16 protein-coding genes are annotated in these 19,931 nt (G+C 61.3%); 4 read left to right on the top strand and 12 right to left on the bottom strand.

The window, feature by feature from the left end:
- Window positions 1-40: 40 nt before the first annotated feature.
- Window positions 41-1,153, bottom strand: coding sequence for an alanine dehydrogenase (ald, locus tag N645_RS0105210; protein WP_024460455.1), 1,113 nt, complete (start codon window positions 1,151-1,153; stop codon window positions 41-43).
- Between the two features lie 78 nt (window positions 1,154-1,231).
- Window positions 1,232-2,113, bottom strand: a complete 882-nt coding sequence (gene ttcA / locus N645_RS0105215) for a tRNA 2-thiocytidine(32) synthetase TtcA (protein ID WP_024460456.1) — start codon at window positions 2,111-2,113, stop codon at window positions 1,232-1,234.
- A 567-nt stretch (window positions 2,114-2,680) separates the two neighbouring features.
- Between ttcA and N645_RS0105220 the strand changes: the two genes are divergently transcribed.
- Window positions 2,681-3,433: a flagellar brake protein gene (locus N645_RS0105220; protein WP_024460457.1), complete on the top strand. Its 753-nt coding sequence runs from the start codon at window positions 2,681-2,683 to the stop codon at window positions 3,431-3,433.
- A 140-nt stretch (window positions 3,434-3,573) separates the two neighbouring features.
- Window positions 3,574-5,145 (top strand): PAS domain-containing methyl-accepting chemotaxis protein, encoded by a 1,572-nt coding sequence (locus N645_RS0105225; RefSeq protein WP_024460458.1) that lies wholly within the window; start codon window positions 3,574-3,576, stop codon window positions 5,143-5,145.
- Window positions 5,146-5,161: 16 nt separating this feature from the next.
- Here N645_RS0105225 and gorA read toward each other — a convergent pair whose 3' ends face one another.
- From gorA to N645_RS0105275, 10 genes are all read right to left on the bottom strand, one after another.
- Window positions 5,162-6,529 (bottom strand): glutathione-disulfide reductase, encoded by a 1,368-nt coding sequence (gorA, locus tag N645_RS0105230; protein ID WP_024460459.1) that lies wholly within the window; start codon window positions 6,527-6,529, stop codon window positions 5,162-5,164.
- A gap of 247 nt (window positions 6,530-6,776) precedes the next feature.
- Entirely contained in the window at window positions 6,777-8,198 is a 1,422-nt protein-coding gene (locus tag N645_RS0105235; RefSeq protein WP_024460460.1) for a DUF3482 domain-containing protein, read from the bottom strand.
- Window positions 8,195-9,241 carry a DUF2868 domain-containing protein gene (locus N645_RS0105240; RefSeq protein ID WP_024460461.1) on the bottom strand — a complete coding sequence of 349 codons (1,047 nt, stop codon included), beginning with the start codon at window positions 9,239-9,241 and terminating at the stop codon, window positions 8,195-8,197. Before N645_RS0105240 ends, N645_RS0105235 begins: the two co-directional genes overlap by 4 nt.
- A gap of 110 nt (window positions 9,242-9,351) precedes the next feature.
- The gene (locus N645_RS0105245) at window positions 9,352-9,585 is read right to left on the bottom strand and encodes a hypothetical protein (protein WP_024460462.1); all 234 of its coding nucleotides are present in this window, start codon (window positions 9,583-9,585) and stop codon (window positions 9,352-9,354) included.
- 121 nt (window positions 9,586-9,706) lie between these two features.
- Window positions 9,707-11,104: a siroheme synthase CysG gene (cysG, locus tag N645_RS0105250; RefSeq protein ID WP_024460463.1), complete on the bottom strand. Its 1,398-nt coding sequence runs from the start codon at window positions 11,102-11,104 to the stop codon at window positions 9,707-9,709.
- Window positions 11,105-11,303: 199 nt separating this feature from the next.
- Window positions 11,304-12,596 (bottom strand): serine--tRNA ligase, encoded by a 1,293-nt coding sequence (gene serS / locus N645_RS0105255; RefSeq protein ID WP_024460464.1) that lies wholly within the window; start codon window positions 12,594-12,596, stop codon window positions 11,304-11,306.
- Between the two features lie 203 nt (window positions 12,597-12,799).
- Complete coding sequence (gene crcB / locus N645_RS0105260; protein ID WP_024460465.1) at window positions 12,800-13,174, bottom strand: fluoride efflux transporter CrcB; 375 nt, start codon at window positions 13,172-13,174, stop codon at window positions 12,800-12,802.
- A complete protein-coding gene (locus N645_RS0105265; protein WP_024460466.1) occupies window positions 13,174-14,526 on the bottom strand; it encodes a replication-associated recombination protein A in 1,353 nt (450 codons plus the stop codon). The genes crcB and N645_RS0105265 overlap by 1 nt, the downstream gene beginning before the upstream one ends.
- The gene (gene lolA / locus N645_RS0105270; protein ID WP_024460467.1) at window positions 14,526-15,146 is read right to left on the bottom strand and encodes an outer membrane lipoprotein chaperone LolA; all 621 of its coding nucleotides are present in this window, start codon (window positions 15,144-15,146) and stop codon (window positions 14,526-14,528) included. Before lolA ends, N645_RS0105265 begins: the two co-directional genes overlap by 1 nt.
- A 452-nt stretch (window positions 15,147-15,598) precedes the next feature.
- Complete coding sequence (locus N645_RS0105275; RefSeq protein ID WP_024460468.1) at window positions 15,599-17,947, bottom strand: DNA translocase FtsK; 2,349 nt, start codon at window positions 17,945-17,947, stop codon at window positions 15,599-15,601.
- A gap of 264 nt (window positions 17,948-18,211) precedes the next feature.
- Here N645_RS0105275 and trxB point away from each other — a divergent pair, with 264 nt between their 5' ends.
- Together trxB and aat are read left to right on the top strand one after the other, a co-directional pair.
- A complete protein-coding gene (gene trxB / locus N645_RS0105280; RefSeq protein ID WP_024460469.1) occupies window positions 18,212-19,159 on the top strand; it encodes a thioredoxin-disulfide reductase in 948 nt (315 codons plus the stop codon).
- Window positions 19,160-19,212: 53 nt separating this feature from the next.
- The gene (gene aat, locus N645_RS0105285) at window positions 19,213-19,917 is read left to right on the top strand and encodes a leucyl/phenylalanyl-tRNA--protein transferase (RefSeq protein ID WP_024460470.1); all 705 of its coding nucleotides are present in this window, start codon (window positions 19,213-19,215) and stop codon (window positions 19,915-19,917) included.
- The last annotated feature ends 14 nt before the right edge of the window (window positions 19,918-19,931 follow it).

Below are 19,931 nucleotides of genomic sequence, written 5' to 3' on the forward strand. Positions count from 1 at the left end.
TATTGTCCTGTGAATGTCGTTTGTTTCAACAATTGGTAGCTTACTCCGGTCCGCCGCCGAACGCTACCCAGGGTTTGCCCAACGCCCGGGCGACCGCCTCGTGGGTGATCTGGCCCCGGTGCACATTCAGGCCCGCCCTGAGGCCGGGGTCCTGCTTCAGGGCCTGAAGGCCATTCTGCGCCAGCGCCTGCACATAAGGCAAGGTGGCGTGACTCAGCGCCAGGGTGGCGGTTCGGGCCGCCGCCGAGGGGATATTCGCAACACAGTAATGGACCACGCCATCGAGCGAAAAGGTGGGCTGACGGTGCGTTGTGGGCCGGGAGGTGGCGAAGCATCCGCCCTGGTCAATGGCCACATCCACCAATACCGCCCCCTTGGGCAAGGCCCCCAGTTGCTCCCGGGACAGCAGCTTGGGCGCCGAGTCGCCGGTTACCAGTACCGCACCGATCAGCAGATCGGTCTGCGGCAGCGCCTGCTCCAGCGCATCTTCGGTCGCGTACTCGCAGACCAGTCGCCCGTGAAACAGCGCATCCAGCTCCCGCAGGCGCACCAGGGACTTGTCCAGAATTCTGACCTGCGCCCCCAGCCCCAAAGCCATGCGCGCCGCCTGAGTCCCCACCACTCCCCCGCCGATGATGGTGACTCCCGCCGGCGGTACTCCCGGAACCCCTCCGAGCAGGATGCCCCGCCCGCCCTGATGCAGCTCCAGGTGATGGGCGCCCGCTTGGGTGGCGAGCCGCCCGGCCACCTCGGACATGGGGGTCAACAGCGGCAGGCGTCCCGCCTGGTCCGTGACGGTTTCGTAGGCAATGCAGGACGCGCCCGAGGCCAACAGCCCCTCGGCCTGCTCGGGGTCGGGCGCCAGGTGCAGAAAGGTGAACAGAATCTGATCAGGATTGAGCTGGCGATACTCCTCCGGCTGCGGCTCCTTGACCTTGACGATCAACTCGGCCTGGGCGAATACCGCTGAGGCGGAGTCCACCAGGGTGGCCCCCGCCGCTTCGTATGAGGCATCATCCAGGCCCACCGCAGCGCCCGCCTCCCGTTCGACCAACACGCTGTGGCCCTGGCACGCCAATTCCCGCACAGCACTGGGCGTCAGCCCTACGCGGTATTCATCGGTTTTGATTTCCCGGGGTACGCCAATCCTCATAGACACCTCTCTGCCTGAGACCTGTGCAACAGGACCTGTGTACCCTGAGTATAGGAGCTGGCCGCCGGCCGGGCTAACTCAGGAGACTTGCAGAGCCGGGATAAACTGCTGAACGCCGGCCTCGGCCTGGGCCTCATCCCCGGCGTCGGCCACAGCATCCGGATCCACTTTCAATCCGGCGAAGTCAAACAGCGCGGTATCCGCCAACTGAGAGGGGGCCACATTGCGGATGGCGGAAAAGATGGTCTCGGTGCGTCCGGGGTACTGACCTTCCCAGTCGGTCAGCATCTGCTTGATCACCTGCCGCTGGAGGTTCTCCTGGGAGCCGCAGAGGTTGCAGGGAATGATCGGGAACGCCTTGTACTCGGCAAAATCCGCCAGGTCCTGCTCTTTGCAATAGGCGAGCGGGCGAATCAGGACGTTGCGCTTGTCATCGGCGAGCAGCTTGGGCGGCATGGCTTTGAGTTTGCCACCGTAGAACATGTTGAGGAAGAGGGTCTCGATGATGTCGTCCCGGTGGTGACCCAGGGCGATTTTGGTCGCCCCGATCTCGTTGGCGAAGCTATACAGAGTACCGCGCCGTAAACGCGAGCAGAGCCCACAGGTGGTTTTACCCTCGGGAATCACGTCTTTGACGATGCTGTAGGTGTCGCGCTCGATGATATGGTACGGCACCCCGACCTGTTCGAGGTATTCGGGCAATATGTGCTCGGGAAAGCCGGGCTGTTTCTGATCCATGTTGACGGCGATCAGTTCGAAGCGGATGGGGGCGGTTTTCTGCAGGCTCATGAGGATGTCGAGCATGCCGTAGGAGTCTTTGCCACCGGAGAGGCAGACCATGATCCGGTCGCCCTCTTCAATCATGTTGTAATCGGCAATGGCACTGCCGACCTGACGACGCAGGCGCTTTTGCAGTTTGTTGTATTCGAGGCGCTCTTTGCGCACGGCGGGCTGACTCATAATACTCTCGATGTTCGACGGTCCGAAAAATGCCGCCATTGTACGGATTTTAGCCGCCCCAGGGAATTGCCGCCCTTAGCGGCAGGCAGTTGCCGCTTTGCCTACTGAACATTGGCTCTTATGGGACTTCGCATAGAGGGCTGCGGGAGGGAAGGTCTCTTTGAGACACGCCGTGAACCCATCCATGGGGGCTCATTACCCGCCATCCAGGCGGGTAACGGTCTCAAAGAGACCTTCCCTCCCTCCGCTGTGCAAACATAACGTTTCGGGAAATAGCCCGCCCAGCAAACACATGCTTGAGGTGCGTGAAACGGGCTACCTCCACCGCCCTTGACGTTGGCACTAGCGGAGGGAGGGTAACCCCCTTTGGGGACGTCACCGGCCTGGATGGCCGGTGCAGAGCTTACAGGGACGTATTCACAGCGGTCCCCAAAGGGGGTTACCCTCCCGCAGCCTTCCCTGCGAAGTCCCAAAATTTCGATCTGCACAATATGGCACACCCATTGCAAACTCACTCGTAACCGGCAAAGAACCGTCCGTTTTATCGACCTGGAATACGAGTCACCTATGGCCCTGTTGCGAGCACTGCTGCAAAAACTCTCCGCCAACGAACCCACTGAGCGGCCGGCGCCCACGCCACAGGCTCCTGCGCCCGAAGCCGAGTGCGTCAAACACCTGCGCCCGCTCGCCGAACGTCGGCAACTGCTCGCCGTGCGCCATCAAGGCAGCGAATACCAAAGCCTCATCCTCGCCCTCGACACCCAACGGCAACTCCTTTGGCTCGACGAACTCTTCCCCCGGGCGCTCAACCTCGAACCTGGCGACGAGCTGACCGTCAGCTACCACGAAAACGGCCGCCTGTTCGAATTCAGCGCCCCGGTGGTTGGCTGGAGCACGCCCCAGCGAAGCGGCGGGCTCGCCCTGCCCTTGCCCGAACAGTTCTACCTCGGCCCCCGACGTCGCTGGCCCCGCCTGGACGTCTTCGGCTGGTACCCGATCAGCGCCCGTCTCGGTGTACCCGGGCTGTCCCCCCTGTGCGGAGAAATCCTCAACCTGTCCGCGGGCGGTATACGACTCGGACTCACCGGCGACTGGCGACCGTTCCTGCACCACCGAGACATACTCCCGCTGTGCGAATTCACCGTCGCCCCGGGACTCAAGGTTCGCTGCCGGGTGCGCGTCTGCGCGTTCAATCTCAGTCAGCGGCCCTGGCGTCAGACCCGGGTCAGCCTGTCTTTTGTCGACCTCCCTTCCGAGACCCAAAATGCCCTGGCGGCCTTTGTGATCAATCAACAGAGCCGCACACTGGCCGCCGCCTGAACGCGTGAGAATTCACTCAACTTAACGCCCGTGCGGTCGATAACGCGAATAGGTCAACTACCCTGAAAGGGGTGGTTTCATCTAACATCGGCAAATAAATGCCGGCTAGACGTTATCGCGGTTACCGCTGAGGACACTGTATGCGCAACAACGGCCCCGTGACCGGCCGCAACGTTCCGGTGAAACCCGGCGATGAACTGGTTTCATCGACGGACACCAAAGGCACCATCCAATTTTGCAACGACACCTTTCAGGAAATTTCCGGCTTTACCCGGGATGAGCTGATCGGCCAGCCGCACAATATGATTCGCCACCCCGAAATGCCCGAGGCAGTCTTCGGTGTGATGTGGGGCGCGCTGAAAAGCGGTCGGCCCTGGATGGGCATTGTCAAAAACCGGTGCAAAAGCGGCGATCACTACTGGGTGGATGCCTACGTCACGCCGCTCAAAGACCGCGGCCAGGTGCAGGGCTACGAGTCGGTGCGGGTTCATCCGGACGCGGAGCGGGTAGCCCGGGCCGAGGCGAGCTATCGACGGATGCGTGCCGGCAAGCCGGCCTGTCCGCGCTGGTTGAGCCTGTGGCATGCGACTCGAACACCGGTTCAGATCGGCGGCATTGCATTGCTCGTGCTGTTGCTGGGCAGTTGGCTGCTGGGGTTGCTGACCCCGACCCTGGCGTTTGCCGCCCTACTGGGGAGCGCCGTCATCGGCGGTGCTACCCAGGCTCTACTGGCAAAACACCTCAACGTCAGTTTGAGCCGTGCCCGGGCCATCATGCACGACCCGATCGCGGCCTATATTTACACCGGTCGCAGTGACGCTTTGGGTGAAATCGAGTTTGCGCAATTGGCGCTGCGGGCGCGCCTGCGTACCGCACTGGGGCGCTTTGGCGAATCCGCCCGGGAATTGCATGGCCACGCCGCGCAAGCGCAGGCGCAGGCGGCACAGACCCACCGGGGGATGGACGAGCAACAGCGGGAAACCACCCGGGTGGCCGTGGCCATGCAACAGATGGCTCAGGCGGTGCAGGAAGTGGCCAGCGGCGCCTCGGATACCTCCGAGGCTACCCAAAGTGCCCTGGGAGAAGTCCAGCGTGGCGGCACGGTCATCAACACCGCCAGCGGTGCGATCGGTGACCTGTCCCGGCAGGTGGACAATCTGGGGCAAGTACTGGAGCGCCTGACCGCCGACAGTGGCGAGATTGCCAAGGTGGTGGATGTCATTCGGGGTATTGCCGAACAGACCAACCTGCTGGCACTGAACGCGGCGATCGAAGCCGCCCGCGCCGGTGAGCAGGGGCGCGGCTTTGCGGTGGTGGCCGATGAGGTGCGCACCCTGGCACAGCGTACCCAGGACTCCACCGGGCACATTCGCAACATCATTGAGAAGCTCGGTGAAGCCACGGGACAAGCCGGGGAGAGTATGGAGCAGTGTCTGAGTCTGGTCGATCGCAGCGTGGGCGAAATGGACAATGTACAGCAGGCGCTGTCGACCATTTCCGCCGCTGTGGAAAAAATCGATCAGATGTCACACCAGATTGCCTCCGCCGCCGAGGAGCAGTCGGCGACGGCCGTGGATATCGAACAGAACACCCAGCATATCAGCGACATTTCCGACCGCACCCAGAAAGAGGTCGCCGAGGCGGAAGCGCTCAACAAGGAAATGGAGCACTTGTCCGAACGTCAGTTGAACCTGATTGTGCGTTTCGATTAGCGAGAGGTAACCGTCGTCACTCATTGACGCGGGCGACCGGCTGACGCAGGGTGACAAACTCTTCCGCCAATGTCGGATGAATACCGATGGTGCGATCAAAGTCCGCTTTGGTCGCACCGGCGGTCATGGCCACACCCAGGCCCTGCATGATCTCACCCGCCTCAGGCCCCACCATGTGGCAACCCAGCACCCGGTCCGTATCCCGATCGACGATCAGTTTCACCAACGCCCGCTCGTCCAGATCCGGCAGGGTATATTGCATCGGGCGGAAGGCGCCCCGGTAAATATCCACGTGAACGCACTCCTTTCTGGCTTCTTCCTCGGTCAGACCGCAGCTTGCCATGGGCGGCTGACTGAACACCGCGGTGGGAATGTGCCGGTAGTCCACCCGCTCATTCATGCCGCCGAACAGGTTGCGGGCCAGGGCCATTCCCTGAGCCAGGGCAACCGGCGTCAGTTCATCGGGCCCGGTCACGTCGCCCAGTGCGTAGATGGACGGCTCGTCGGTCTGAAATTCTTCGTTCACCTGAATACGGCCCGCATCACTCAACCGCACCGCCGTGTTCTCCAACCCGAGCCCATCGGTTTTCGGCTTGCGCCCGGTAGCGTACATGACCTGCCCGACCGATAGCGTATTTCCCTGATCGGTATGAACCGTCAGTACATCGTCCGCGTTTTTCTCAATGCGCGTGATGTCGGTATTGAAGTGCAGGTGTATGCCTTTCTTGGGTAGCTCCTGCGCCAGATGCGTCCGCACATCCTCATCGAAACCGCGCAAAAACAGCTCCCCGCGATAGCACAAGTGGGTTTCAACACCGAGGCCATTAAAAATCCCGGCAAACTCCACCGCGATATAACCACCGCCAACGATGACAATGCGCTCGGGCAGACTGTCCAGATAAAACGCTTCGTTGGAGGTGATGGCGTGCTCGATACCCGGCACCTCCGGCATCCAGGGCCAACCGCCCACGGCAATCAGGATGCGCTCGGCGGTGTAGGTTCTATCGCCAACAGCCACGGTGTGCCCATCAATCAGGGTACCGGTACCGTTGATGATTTCCACTCCGGCGGTGTTGAGGAGTTTGTCGTACACCTGATTGAGCCGTTCGATTTCGCGATCTTTGTTTGCACGCAGTTCCTGCCAATCAAACTTGATGGCACCCGCGTGCCAACCATAACCGGGGGCGGAGTGAAATGTTTCCCGATAGTGGGAGGCAAACACAAACAGCTTTTTGGGCACGCACCCCACATTGACGCAGGTTCCACCAAGGTAGCGCTCTTCAATAATGCCCACTCTCGCCCCAAACTGCGCCGCAAACCGACTGGCCCGAACCCCACCGGACCCCGCGCCGATCACCAGCAAATCGTAATCGTATTGGCTCATTTTTGTCATTGCTCCTGTCGGTTTTCTGTTTCATGGTTTGGTGACGGCGGATGCGGCCTATGGCCTTATCCGCCCTACGCGACCTTTGGCACTGAGGGGCGGGAAGGGGAAGCCCTTTCAAGACCGTAAGCGGAGGGACTCCGCGCGTCGAGCCCCCAGGGATGGGTTTACGGCGTGTCTTGAAAGGGCTTCCCCTTCCCGGCCCGGACTTGATGCTACAACCGAACCACTAAGCTCGAAGACACAATCAAACCCAACTGGTTTTTTCTTCCCGCGAAAACGCCTCGTCCAAGGAAACCCGTAACTGATGTTCCACCCAACGAACCAGAGCGTCCTGATGTTTGGCCTGCCAACGCCCCTGTTGAATACGCTTTGCCCAACCCAACAGTTGCACCTGCTCCTCTCTTGGCCACGTACCCGCCTCAGAACGCAACACCACCGCACTGCGCTCCGCGTGCGGTTTCAACCACAACTGACGGGTGAACGTCAGCGCCCGGGCCATTACCACCAACGGAAAATTGGGGTGCTTTACCGGCCCCATCACCTGCTTTTGACGGGCCAGCGGCAGCCAGCCCAAACGCCTGCCCGGCAACTCCCGGCTGGCCAACCAACCGCCTACCGACCCGATGACACCACCGGAAATCGCACCGGTCAACAGCGAGGCACCGCCCAGTCCGGCATCCACCGCCAAGCCAGTTGCCGCGCCCGCACTGCCGCTGACCCAGAGTAAATCCCGCTGTTTGAGGCCCCAGAGGTACCAGGTTTCGGTATTCATCAACTCATCGGCGTCCAGTTCCCAGCCGCTGTCCCGCTCCAGTTCGCTGGTGCGATGGCCCCAGGCTTCACGCAGGTGACGGAAAAAGTCGGTTTCGCGCTCATCCAATGCGCGGCGCAACTGTTCCTCGGCCCGCTGGCGACCGATGGCACCGGGCACCTGTACCGGCTGGCGTTCCACCAGCTGCTCCGCCCAGTAGGCGGCCAGGGCGTCGCTGACATTGGTCAGACGCTGTTGGTCGCGCGTGGCCAGCCCCTGAATCAGCCCCTGTATTGGGGCAGACCATTCCGGGGTCAATTCCCCCATGGCGCGCAGCAACGCCTGGCGAGCCGGCAGCGTCGCGGTAAGCGGGTTGAAGACCCGCACCCACTGAAAAAATTGGCCGAGGGTTCGCTGCCAGGTCTCGGTTTGTGACTGGGGCGCCATGGGGTTGATTACCGCCAGCCTCGGCTGTCCGGTCCAGCGCAGGATTTCCATTTCCGCTTCGTCCATCGGCGAGGGCGCCTGGGCGCCGTCCACCACATAGAGAATACCCGCGCCTTCCATGATCGGCCGGAGCAGAGCGACCTCATCGGGGAAGCGCTCAGCGTGGCCCGGTTCCGCCAGGAAGGCGCGCACCCGGTCTGGCCGTGCGCCGGGGCTGACCGGTTCGCGCTCCAGCCAGGCCTGTACCTGACGCGCCCGCTGAAAACCCGGCGTGTCGACCAGAGTCAGTAACACTCGGCCATTCAGCGAGAACTCGAACCGATCCGCCCGGCGCGTGGTACCGGAGGCCGGGCTGATCCGCACGCTGTCGTTCTCGGTCAGCGTCGAGACGATGGAGGACTTGCCCCGGTTGGGGTGGCCCACCACGCACAGCATGGGCGTTGGGTATGACGATACGGATCGGCTCATTCGGTCACCCATTGCAGCTGCTGCTCACCGGCGAACTGACGCCAACTGGCCAAGTGCCGCTCGGGTTGGGTCTGGGCATCCACCACGGCCCGAAGTCCCTGTCGGGCCACGCCGGCATTTCTTACTTGTGCGACCAGGTCGGCCAGCTCTCCCACGGGGGAGCGATTGGCGGGCACTTGCCACAACACGGCGGCGGGCGGTTTGGCCAACAGGGCCTCCAATTGAAGTTCGTCGTCGGACCAGAGTTCGCCCCCCAGGGTCGGTTGACCCTGTTGGTGCCGCTCCCAGTTGATCACCAGGGCGCCGTCCCAGGCACTCAGGGGCGAGGCCGCCACGGGGGCCAACCTTGCACCGCCACCCTGGCTGGTCCCGCGGATAGCGGGCCCGGGAGACTGAGCGTTCAGTTGACGCAAGCGGATCACCCCGACCACCGCGAGCAGTGCCCGCGGCACCAGGTTGTAAAACAGCAGGCTGGCCATCAGGAACGGCCACCAGTCCCCTGCCCGCTCGGTGCCCGAGGCCCGGGGATCAATGCGCACATAGCGGGTCGCGTCCAACAAGGCGGCATCCGGCACCGCCGCCGACCAGAACCACGCCCAGGGCGCCGCCAACCACTGCAGCAAGCGCAGAGGGCTCTGATCGCCATCGAGCAAGGTGGAACTCCAGCCAAAGGCCAGATCGGTGAACAGGAGTAGCGTCAGGAACCCCAGGATCATGCCCAGCCCGAGCAGAAGCCAAAAGCTCTGCAGACCGATCAGCATGTGCCAGCGCTGGCCGGGCTTGGGATACCAGTGGAGGGTTTTATGGCCCCAGCGGAACAACCAGGGCCGGTCGCGCCCAAAGGCGGCGGCTCCGGCGGCGGCCAGGGTGCCCAGGAGGGGAATTCCGGCCCACAGCCACCAGAGCCAGAGCACGTTAAGTCGGCCGCCCGGCGCGTAGCTCAGTGACGCGGCGGCAATCAGCCAGCCGATGATCACCGCAAGCGGCCAGAGCCAGAAAGGTAATTGCAGGCGGGCATCAGTGATGCCATTGGAGTGGGTCATTCCGTCCCCGGGTCAATCGAAAGATCAGGGGAGATTTAACCACACTCGGAGGGGCGCCCGCGAGCGTTAAGGCCCGCGAGCAGCGGTGCGGTCACCCGAGGGGGTAAGCGTCACACCTCGATATCGATTTTGCGCCGACGGCGCCGGTCACCGGAACGCATATCCACCAGGGGCTTGATATCCCGGCGGCGGCGATCACCTCGACGGCGCTCGCGGATGGGCGCCACGGGTGTGGTATCCAGCACCTGTTCGCTCACCGGCATGGTTTCGTCTTTGGCCCGAGTGGTGTTGATCTTGGTGCGGGCCGACGGTGGCAAGGTGCTGGTTGGGCCTATGTAGGTCATGGTGACCTCCGATTCAGTTCGGACCGTCAAAACGACGGCGCTTACCTCTCATATCGGTCTTGGACTCGAAATCTTGACTGGAAGTTCGTTATTTTGTGATCAAAGTCTCGCCACTGTCAATTTATTGACTGCCGGACCGCTCCGGAGAAAACCAGCTCAGCTCGTGATGTAACTGCACCACCTCACCCACAATCAGCAGCGTCGGACCGTGCACATCGCTCTCGGCCACCCGCTGGGGCATGGTTTCCAGGGTCCCGATCAGTACCCGCTGATCCTGGGTCGTGCCCTTCTCCACCAGTGCCACCGGCGTCTGGGGCGACCGACCATGGCGAATCAGAACCTGACAGATTTCCTCCAGTCCCACCAGGCTCATATAGAACACCAGCGTCTGCCCCGGCAACGCCAGCTCGGGCCAGGTGAGGTTCGGGTTGTCGGTTTTCAGGTGACCGGTGATAAAGCGCACCGATTGGGAGTGATCGCGGTGGGTGAGCGGAATACCGGCATAGGCCGCACAGCCCGAGGCCGCGGTAATGCCCGGCACCACCTGGAAGGGAATCTGGTGCGCGGCCAGCAGGTCGATCTCTTCGCCGCCACGACCAAAGATGAACGGGTCGCCCCCCTTCAGGCGCAGCACTCGCTTGCCCTCCTGGGCGAGCTTGAGCAACAGTTCATTGATGTTTTCCTGCGGCATGTGATGATCACTGCGCCGCTTGCCGACATAAATCCGGTCCGCATCCCTACGCACCAGCTCCATCACTTCCGGGGACACCAACCGGTCGTAGAGCACCACATCGGCCTGCTGCATCAGGCGCAGGGCTTTCAGGGTCAACAACTCCGGATCACCGGGGCCGCCCCCCACCAGGTACACCTCGCCCTGGGTATCGACATAATCGGGATTGGCCAGATCCTCGGCAATGGCTTTCTCGGCCTGCTCGTCCTGACCACTGAACACCAGCTCGGCAATCGGCCCCTGCAAGACTTTTTCCCAGAACCGGCGTCGATTCTCCTCACTGAACGACTGCTTCACCCGCTCCCGCCAGCGGCTGGCCAACTGAGCCAGACGGCCATAGCTTTTGGGGATCAGGGTTTCCAGCTTGGCCCGAACCATCCTCGCTAACACAGGCGCCTCACCGCCGCTGGAAATGGCAATCACCAGGGGCGAGCGATCGACAATCGCCGGGGTGATAAAACTGCAGAGTTTGGGGCTGTCCACCACGTTGGTGGGCAGATAGCGGGCCTGGGACTCTTCCGAGATACGCGCGTTAAGTTCGTTGTCATCCGTCGCAGAACAGACCAGCACCACATCGTTCAGATCGGTGGATTCGTACTCCCGGTATTGCAATTCACCACCGCCCTGCTCCGCCAGCTCTTTGAGCTCGTCCGAAATCTCGGGGGCCACAATGCACAGCCGCGCCCCGGCGCGGGCCAACAATCGGCCTTTGCGGGTGGCAATGTCGCCGCCGCCGACCAGAAGGCAGCGGCGGTTTTTCAAATCAAGAAAGACGGGGAAATAATCCATGGGGTATCACCGAGGGTGGAGCGAAGTCGAGTGAGGTAACGGCGGATGCGGGCTGCGCCCTTATCTGCCCTACGCCAACTGCCGTGCCATCCGTAGGGCGGATAAGCGGCCCTGCCGCGCATCCGCCGTTACCGAAACTCCAGAGACCAACTGTCGGATTACGCGCTTTGCGCTAATCCGACCTACAGGACACTCCGGTTTAAACCGGGGTGTTTACGCCCAGGCTTTTCAGTCCACCCATGTAGGGCTGCAACACTTCCGGGATGGTGATGCTGCCATCTTCCTGCTGGTAGTTTTCCAGCACCGCCAGCAAGGTGCGACCAATCGCCAGGCCGGAACCATTCAGCGTGTGCAGCAGCTCCGGCTTGCCGGTTTCCGGGTTGCGGTAGCGGGCCTTCATGCGGCGCGCCTGGAAGTCCCGGAAGTTACTGCAGGAAGAAATCTCCCGGTAGCGCTCCTGGGATGGTACCCATACCTCAATATCGTAAGTTTTCGCCGCCGAGAAACCAATGTCGCCACCGCACAAGATGACAGTGCGGTACGGCAGACCCAGCTTCTGCAGAATCGCCTCGGCGTGGCCGGTCAGTTTTTCCAAGGTCTCATCCGACGCTTCCGGTCGGACAAACTGCACCAGCTCCACCTTTTCAAACTGATGCTGACGAATCAGGCCGCGAGTGTCTTTACCGTGCGAACCGGCTTCACTGCGGAAACAGGGCGTGTGGCTGACAAACTTCATCGGCAACTGGTCCGCTCCGTCGAGCAGCACGTTGCGCAGAATATTGGTCACCGGCACTTCCGCTGTGGGAATCAGGTAGAAACACCGCTCATCATCCAATTTGAACAGGTCTTCCTCAAACTTGGGCAACTGGCCGGTGCCGGTCAGCGAATCCGAGTTCACAATAAAGGGCACATTCACTTCCTCGTAACCGTGCTCCTCAATGTGGGTGTCCAACATGAACTGCGCCAGGGCCCTATGCAGACGGGCAATGCCTGAGCGCAGCAACGCGAAACGCGCACCGGTCAACTTGCTCGCGGTATCAAAATCCAGCCCACCCAGGCGCGCGCCCAAGTCCACATGATCGACAATCGGAAAACCGAACTCGCGCGGCGAACCCCAGCGGCGCACCTCGACGTTATCGTCTTCGCTTTTACCTTCGGGCACTTCATCGGCGGGAATATTGGGAATGCCACTCAACAGGTCATCCAACTCCGCCTGAATCTCATCCAACTCCGCTTCGGCTTTACCCAGGGCCTCTTTTAGCTCACTGACCTGGGCCAGCAGGGGCTCCACATCCTCACCCCGCTGCTTCGCCTGGCCAATCGATTTGGCGCTGGCATTGCGCTCCTTCTGCAGGTTCTCGGTCTTAACCTGCACCTCACGACGGCGCTCCTCCAACGACGTCAGGCGCGCAACGTCCAACTCATAACCACGCTTCTTCAGCGCCTCGGCCACCGATTCGGGATTGCTACGAACAAGTTTTGGATCCAGCATAAAAATGTCTTATTCAGGTCAATAGGTTAGAAGATAGAAAACTGTCTAACTTCCCGGAAATCTCAGGATGGCACCGAGTGGGTTCGGGTGCCTTTACCCGGGACCGTCGGAGGCAGGATGCCGACGCAGAGCTACAGGGAAGTATTTATGCGGGTCCCGGGTAAAGGCACCCGAACCCGCCTGCCAATCAGAACCACTACCGCTTAAAACAGAAGGCGCGCAAAATACACCGACGCAAAAACAGCAACCAGGCAACTCATCAACGTGACCAGCGAATAAACCACCGCCATCGTCGGCGCCCCATTCTGCCAGAGCAACAACGCATCCAACGAAAACGTCGAAAAGGTCGTCAAAGCCCCCAGAAAACCCGTAATCACAAACGGCCGATACTCCGGCGCAACAAGCCCCTTATCGACAATCAATACAAAGGCCAGGCCCACAAGAAGACACCCGAGCACATTCGCCACCAGCGTCCCCAACGGAAAGCGCGTACCCATCACCGGAAACAGCCAGGTCGTCAAACCAAACCGACCCATCGCCCCCAGAGCACCGCCCAAAGCCACGGCCAACCACTGCATCAATCGCTCTCCTGGCTATAACGCCGAGTCGGGCTCTTGGCATCCAGCTCGCGGAAATAGGCCAACTTCTCCCGAATCCGTTGCTCAAGCCCCCGCTCCACCGGCTCGTAATAGACTCGATCCGCCAGCTCTGGCGGCAAATAACACTCACCCGCGGCGTAAGCGCCGGGCTCATGGTGGGCGTACCGATACTCCGCCCCGTAATCCATGGACTTCATCAACTTGGTGGGGGCGTTGCGCAGATGCACCGGCACCTCATAGCCCGGCTGCTCGCGCACCTCGGCCATCACCGTATTGAAGGCATTATACACAGCATTGCTTTTGGGTGCCGAGGCCATATAAACCACGGCCTGGGCGATGGCCAACTCACCCTCCGGACTGCCCAGGCGCTCCTGGGTATCCCAGGCCGCCAGCGCCAGAGGCAGCGCGCGCGGGTCGGCATTGCCGATATCCTCACTGGCGATGCGGACAATGCGCCGGGCGATATAGAGCGGATCGCAACCGCCATCGAGCATCCTGGCAAACCAGTACAGCGCGCCGTCCGGGGAGGAGCCCCGCACCGATTTATGTAAGGCGGAAATCTGCTCGTAAAACAGATCCCCGCCCTTATCAAACCGGCGAACATCGGCGGCCAGCACCTCCTCCAGCACCGCCCGGTCGATCACTTTCTGACCGTCGCGCTCCTCCGCCAGATCCGACGCAATCTCGAGCAGATTCAGCGCCTTGCGCGCATCGCCGTCCGCCGCCTTGGCCAGCGTGTCGAGCCACTCTTCCTCAATCCGGATGCCGTCGTTTCCGAGACCTCTATCGGTATCCTCCAGCGCCTGGTGTAACACTTGGCGAATATGCTCAAACTCCAGTCCGCGCAGCACATACACCCGGCAGCGGGACAACAGCGCGTTGTTCAGCTCAAACGAGGGGTTCTCGGTCGTCGCACCAATAAAGATCAGCGTGCCGTCTTCCACATAAGGCAAAAACGCATCCTGCTGCGCCTTGTTGAAACGGTGCACCTCATCGACAAACAGAATGGTTTTGCGCCCCCGGGCGGCCCGCTCCTGCTCGGCCACCTGCACCGCCGCGCGAATATCCTTCACACCCGCCAGCACCGCAGAAATGGTCTGAAAGCGCGCATCCGCCTGCTCGGCGAACAATCGCGCCAGAGTAGTCTTCCCCACCCCCGGCGGCCCCCAAAGAATCATGGAGTGCAGGTGACCGCGCTCAATGGCGTCGCGCAGCGGCTTGCCGGGCGCAAGTAAATGCTCCTGACCGATATAGTCCGCCAGGTTACGCGGCCGCATCCGCGCTGCCAGGGGCTGATAAACCGGCTCGCTTTGAAACAGATCGCCCGCCATCAATCCACCAACACATCAACGCCGTCGGGAACCTCAAAGGTAAACCGACCGTCATCGATGGACTCATTGCGTTTCAGATCGGACAGAGTAAACCGGGTGATCTGGTCCAGATTGTCATCCATCCGGATTTCCCGAAGCAGATCACCGTCAAACGTCAGCACCAGCGCCGCGAACAAACTGTCATCATCCTTCGGCTCCAGACGGAACGCATCCCACCCCTCATCCGTTTGCGAGTGGGTGATCTCAAACTGCTCATTCAGCGCGGTCAGCTCATCACTGAGAATCAGCGCCGGCGTATCCTGCAGCTCCTCATCGAACTCACGCACCGTCACCTGCATCAGATCCGGGTCGTACAGCCAGATGGACTCGTGATCCGACACCAGACGCTGCTCAAACGGCTCCCGTGTGTGCCAGTCAAACTTGCCCGGGCGCGCCATAGCGAAATCCCCCGAGCTCTCCTCCAGCACCTCGCCGTCCATATCGATCAAGACCTGGGTGAACTCGCCTTGCAGGCTGGTCATGGCGTCCAGGCGGGAGCGCAGTTCCGCGGTCGAGTCGGCGTGAAGGGGGGTGCTCAGCAGGAGCAGGGTTGAGGTGATCAGAGCGTAGAGTCGATTCATAAATAGTGGCTCGGTTGTTTGGTTGTGTTCTTTGGACCCAGGAAGGTGGTAATAAAGTTCCGGGGGTCGTTTTGTCGGATTACGGCCTTTGGCCTAATCCGACCTACGGGTATTTCGGTGGTTTTTTTGGTGGATGACGCCCTTTGGGCTCCGATGCGTCGGACCGATCCACCCTACGTCATTACCGCAGCATCTGGTATTGGGTTACGGCGGGTGCGCCTTCGGCTTACCCGCCCTACGCGACCTCAGGTGGAAGCTGGCACTGAGGCGAGAGAGGGGAATACCCCTCGGAGACTCTCGGAGGCATGGATGCCGACGAGAAGCCCCCATGGGCCGCTCATTGGCTCCTGCCATCGCGGCATTCGTGCATCCATGCACATCATGGGTTTACGGCGGGTCTCCGAGGGGTATTCCCCTCTCTCGCCGGTCTCTCTCGAAACCACCATACGAAATCAGTTTTTGGGGACCAAGACCTCTCGGTTGCCGTTGTGGCCGGCTTCGGAGACTACACCGGCGGCTTCCATGGTATCGATCAGGCGGGCCGCGCGGTTGTAGCCGATGCGTAGCTTGCGCTGAACCCCTGAAATCGACGCCTTGCGTGAATCAATCACAAAGGCCACCGCCTCATCGTAGAGGGCATCCCCCTCACCGGCATCACCGCCCTCTTCCCCTCCGGGCATACCCGGTACCGGAATCGAACTGGTCGTACTCTCATCCGTCACCCCATCAATATAATTCGGCTCACCGCGCTTCTTCCAATCCGCCACCACCTTGTGCACCTCATGATCATCCACAAAGGCCCCGTGGACCCGCACCGGATTGCTCGTGCCCGGGGGCAGATACAACATATCCCCGTGGCCCAGCAGCTGCTCCGCCCCACCCTGATCCAGAATCGTGCGTGAATCAATCTTCGAGGACACCTGAAACGCAATCCGCGTCGGCACGTTCGCCTTGATCAGACCGGTGATCACATCCACCGACGGGCGCTGGGTCGCCAGAATCAGATGGATACCCGCTGCCCGTGCCTTCTGGGCAATACGGGCAATCAACTGTTCCACCTTCTTGCCGACGATCATCATCATATCGGCAAACTCATCGATCACCACCACAATCGCCGGCAGGTGCTCCAGATCCGGCGCCGTGGCCTCCTCGGCCCCCGGCTCGTAGTTCTCTTCCGGTTTGAACAGCGGGTCTTTCAGCGGCTCTCCGGCCTTGCGGGCCTCATCCACCTTGCGGTTATAGCCGGCCAGGTTGCGAACCCCCAGGGCGGCCATCAGCTTGTAACGCCGCTCCATTTCCCCGACGCACCAGCGCAGGCCGTTGGCGGCGTCTTTCATATCGGTAATGACCGGGGTCAACAGGTGCGGAATGCCCTCATAGACCGACAGCTCCAGCATCTTCGGGTCCACCAGCATCAGTCGTACTTCGTCCGGAGAGGATTTGTACAACAGGCTGAGCAGCATCACGTTCACGCCCACGGATTTCCCCGAGCCAGTGGTACCCGCCACCAGCAAGTGGGGCATTTTGGCCAGATCCGCCACGATGGGTTCGCCGGAGATATCGTGACCCAGGGCCATGGTGAGCACGGATTTGGCCTTGGCATACACATCCGAGGCCAACACTTCACTCAGGCGCACGATTTCCCGGTGCTCGTTGGGAATCTCAATCCCCACCACCGATTTGCCGGGAATCACTTCCACCACCCGCACGCTGATCACCGCCAGCGAACGGGCCAGGTCTTTGGCCAGATTGGTAATCCGGCTGGCCTTGACCCCGGGGGCGGGCTGAATCTCGAACCGGGTCACCACAGGCCCGGGCTGCACCGAGACCACCTCGACCTCGATCCCGAAGTCCTTGAGCTTCAGCTCTAGAAGACGGGACATGGCTTCCAGGGACTCTTTGGAATAGGACTTGTCACTGTGTTCATCGGCCGGATCCAGCAGATCAATCGAGGGCAAGTCACCCTCCGGAGGTGAACTGTCCTTGGTATCGAACAGCGAAGCCTGCCGGGCCGGCTTGGGCTGGGGTTTGGGCGGGGCCTTCTTGACCGGTTCGCTGATCGTGGGCGGCACCCGCTTGGCGGTTTTCTCAACCTGCTTGGCAACGGCTTCCCGACGCGTGCGCTGGGCCTCTCTCGCGGCTTTGCGCTCGGCCCGCTGGTGCTGCCAGTGCTGGAAGCCCGAGCGGATTTTATCGAGCAGTACCAGGGTCAAGCGCCCGGTTTCATCCATCAGTGCCAACCAGGACAGGTCCGTAAAGATGGTGATACCGAACAGGAAAATCGACAGCAGAATCAGGGTGCCACCGGTGTAGCTGAAGGCGCCTTCAACGGCCTCGGCCACCGAAGCGCCCATCAGACCACCATTGGAAAACGGCAGGCTGGCCCCATCGGGGTAGTGCATGCTGGCAATACCGGTACCCGCCACCATCACCAGGATCAGGCCCACCACCCGCAGCGAGATCAGCAACCAGTCGAACCCGGGCTGACGCTCCCGATCCCGAAATACCTGCCAGGCCCGGTAGGCCAGAAGTACCGGAAACAGGTAAGCCAGATAGCCAAACAGCGACAGGAACACATCGGCCAACCAGGCCCCGGCCGGGCCGCCGGCATTGCGAATGCGGCTGTTCTCTCCCGTGTGCGACCAGCCCGGGTCCCCGGCGTCATAGGTCACCAGTGCCAACATCAGGTACACACTGATGGCGGCCAGGCCGATCAGGGCGCCTTCTTTGACGATGCGCACCAGTACACTGTCGGCGGGCGCGGCGTCGTTACTGGCGGTGGAGGCTTGAGAACGCTTCAAACGGGTTAATCCTGTTGAGTTGTAAGAATGACGGCGGCTATTCTATCGGCCCGGACGGGGTTTGCAAAAGCGACCCGTTCATAGACTCGCCCCGGACCCGAAGGGACCGATAATAGCGCAAAGCGATAAAACCGAGAGATTACCATTAAAGAAAGCAATACTTGGCATTGGTTCATACTATTTTGCGCCCCGAGAGCGATTCACTTATGATGAGCGCCTTCAAATTTCCCCCTCACTCTCAATTGACGTAAAGGACAGCAAATCATGAGCGAAGCACAGCATCATCGCCTGATTATCCTCGGTTCGGGTCCCGCCGGTTACACAGCGGCCATCTACGCGGCCCGCGCCAACCTGAATCCGGTGCTGATCACCGGCATGCAGCAGGGTGGCCAACTGACTACCACCACGGATGTGGAGAACTGGCCGGGCGGTGTGTCGGACCTCCAGGGGCCCGACCTGATGGTCGAGATGCAGCAGCACGCTGAGCGTTTTGACACTCAGATCATTTTCGATCATATCCACGAAACCGACCTGAGCGAGCGCCCTTACAAGCTGATCGGTAACGAAACCTACACCTGTGACGCCCTGATCATCGCCACCGGCGCCTCCGCCCAGTATATCGGCCTGCCCTCGGAAGAGGCGTTTATGGGTAAGGGCGTCAGCGCCTGCGCCACCTGTGACGGTTTCTTCTACCGCGATCAGAAAGTCGCCGTGGTCGGCGGTGGTAATACCGCCGTGGAAGAGGCCCTGTACCTGTCCAATATCGCCAGCGAAGTGACCCTGATTCACCGTCGCGACAAGCTTCGGGCCGAGAAAATCCTGCAGGACAAGCTGTTCGCCAAGGCCGAAAATGGCAACGTGAAGATCGTCTGGGACCACACCCTGGACGAAGTGCTGGGCGATGACAACGGCGTCACCGGCGCCCGTCTGCGCAGCATGCTCAACGAGAGCACCCAGGAAATCGACGTCCAGGGCGTATTCATCGCCATTGGCCACAAGCCCAACACCGATATCTTCGCCGGTCAGTTGGACATGAAAGACGGCTACATCAAGATCAAGAGCGGCCTGAATGGCAACGCCACCGCCACCAGTGTGCCCGGTGTGTTCGCCGCGGGCGACGTATCCGACCACGTCTACCGTCAGGCCATCACCTCGGCCGGTGCCGGCTGCATGGCGGCTCTGGACGCGGAAAAGTATCTGGACGACTTGTAACCGGGTCGCTCCCGACCTGTTCACCGGCCCTTCGGGGCCGGTTTGACGCACTCATGATTACCCTTCCCTGGCTTGAGCCCGACACCCTGGACTTTCCGCCCACGACCGAAGCCCTGGATGAACCCAACGGGCTGCTCGCCGGTGGCGGCGACCTGTCTCCGGAACGACTGACGCGCGCCTACCGCCTGGGTATTTTTCCCTGGTACGAAGAGGGTCAGCCCATTCTGTGGTGGACACCCGACCCTCGCGCCGTGCTCTTTCCCGACCATCTGCACGTGTCCCGTTCCCTGCGCAAAACCCTCAAACGAGGGGAATATAGGGTCACCTGTGACCAGACTTTCGAGGCGGTCATGCGCGCCTGCGCCGCCCCCCGCGACGGCGCCTCCGGCACCTGGATTACCGATGACATGCTGGCCGCCTACACGCGCCTTCACCGTCAGGGAGTGGCGCATTCCATCGAAGTCTGGCAGGAAGAGCGCCTGGTGGGAGGGCTTTACGGCCTCGCCCTGGGCCGCGTCTTTTTTGGCGAGTCCATGTTCAGCCGGACGGACAATGCCTCCAAGGTCGGCTTTGTCCACCTGGTCGCCCAACTCAAGGCGTGGCATTTTGAGCTCATCGACTGTCAGGTGGGCAGCGCACACCTGTTCAGCCTTGGGGCGGAGGAAATTTCCCGTGAAGCCTTCGAAAAAATCCTGCTAGACTATGCCTATCTGCCCTCGATCAGCGGTCCCTGGCACCTGAATCAGCCCGTGCTATAGACCGACGCCCAGAG

The sequence above is a fragment of the Marinimicrobium sp. LS-A18 genome, from assembly GCF_000463525.1.
Taxonomy (GTDB): Bacteria; Pseudomonadota; Gammaproteobacteria; order Pseudomonadales; family Cellvibrionaceae; genus Marinimicrobium; species Marinimicrobium koreense.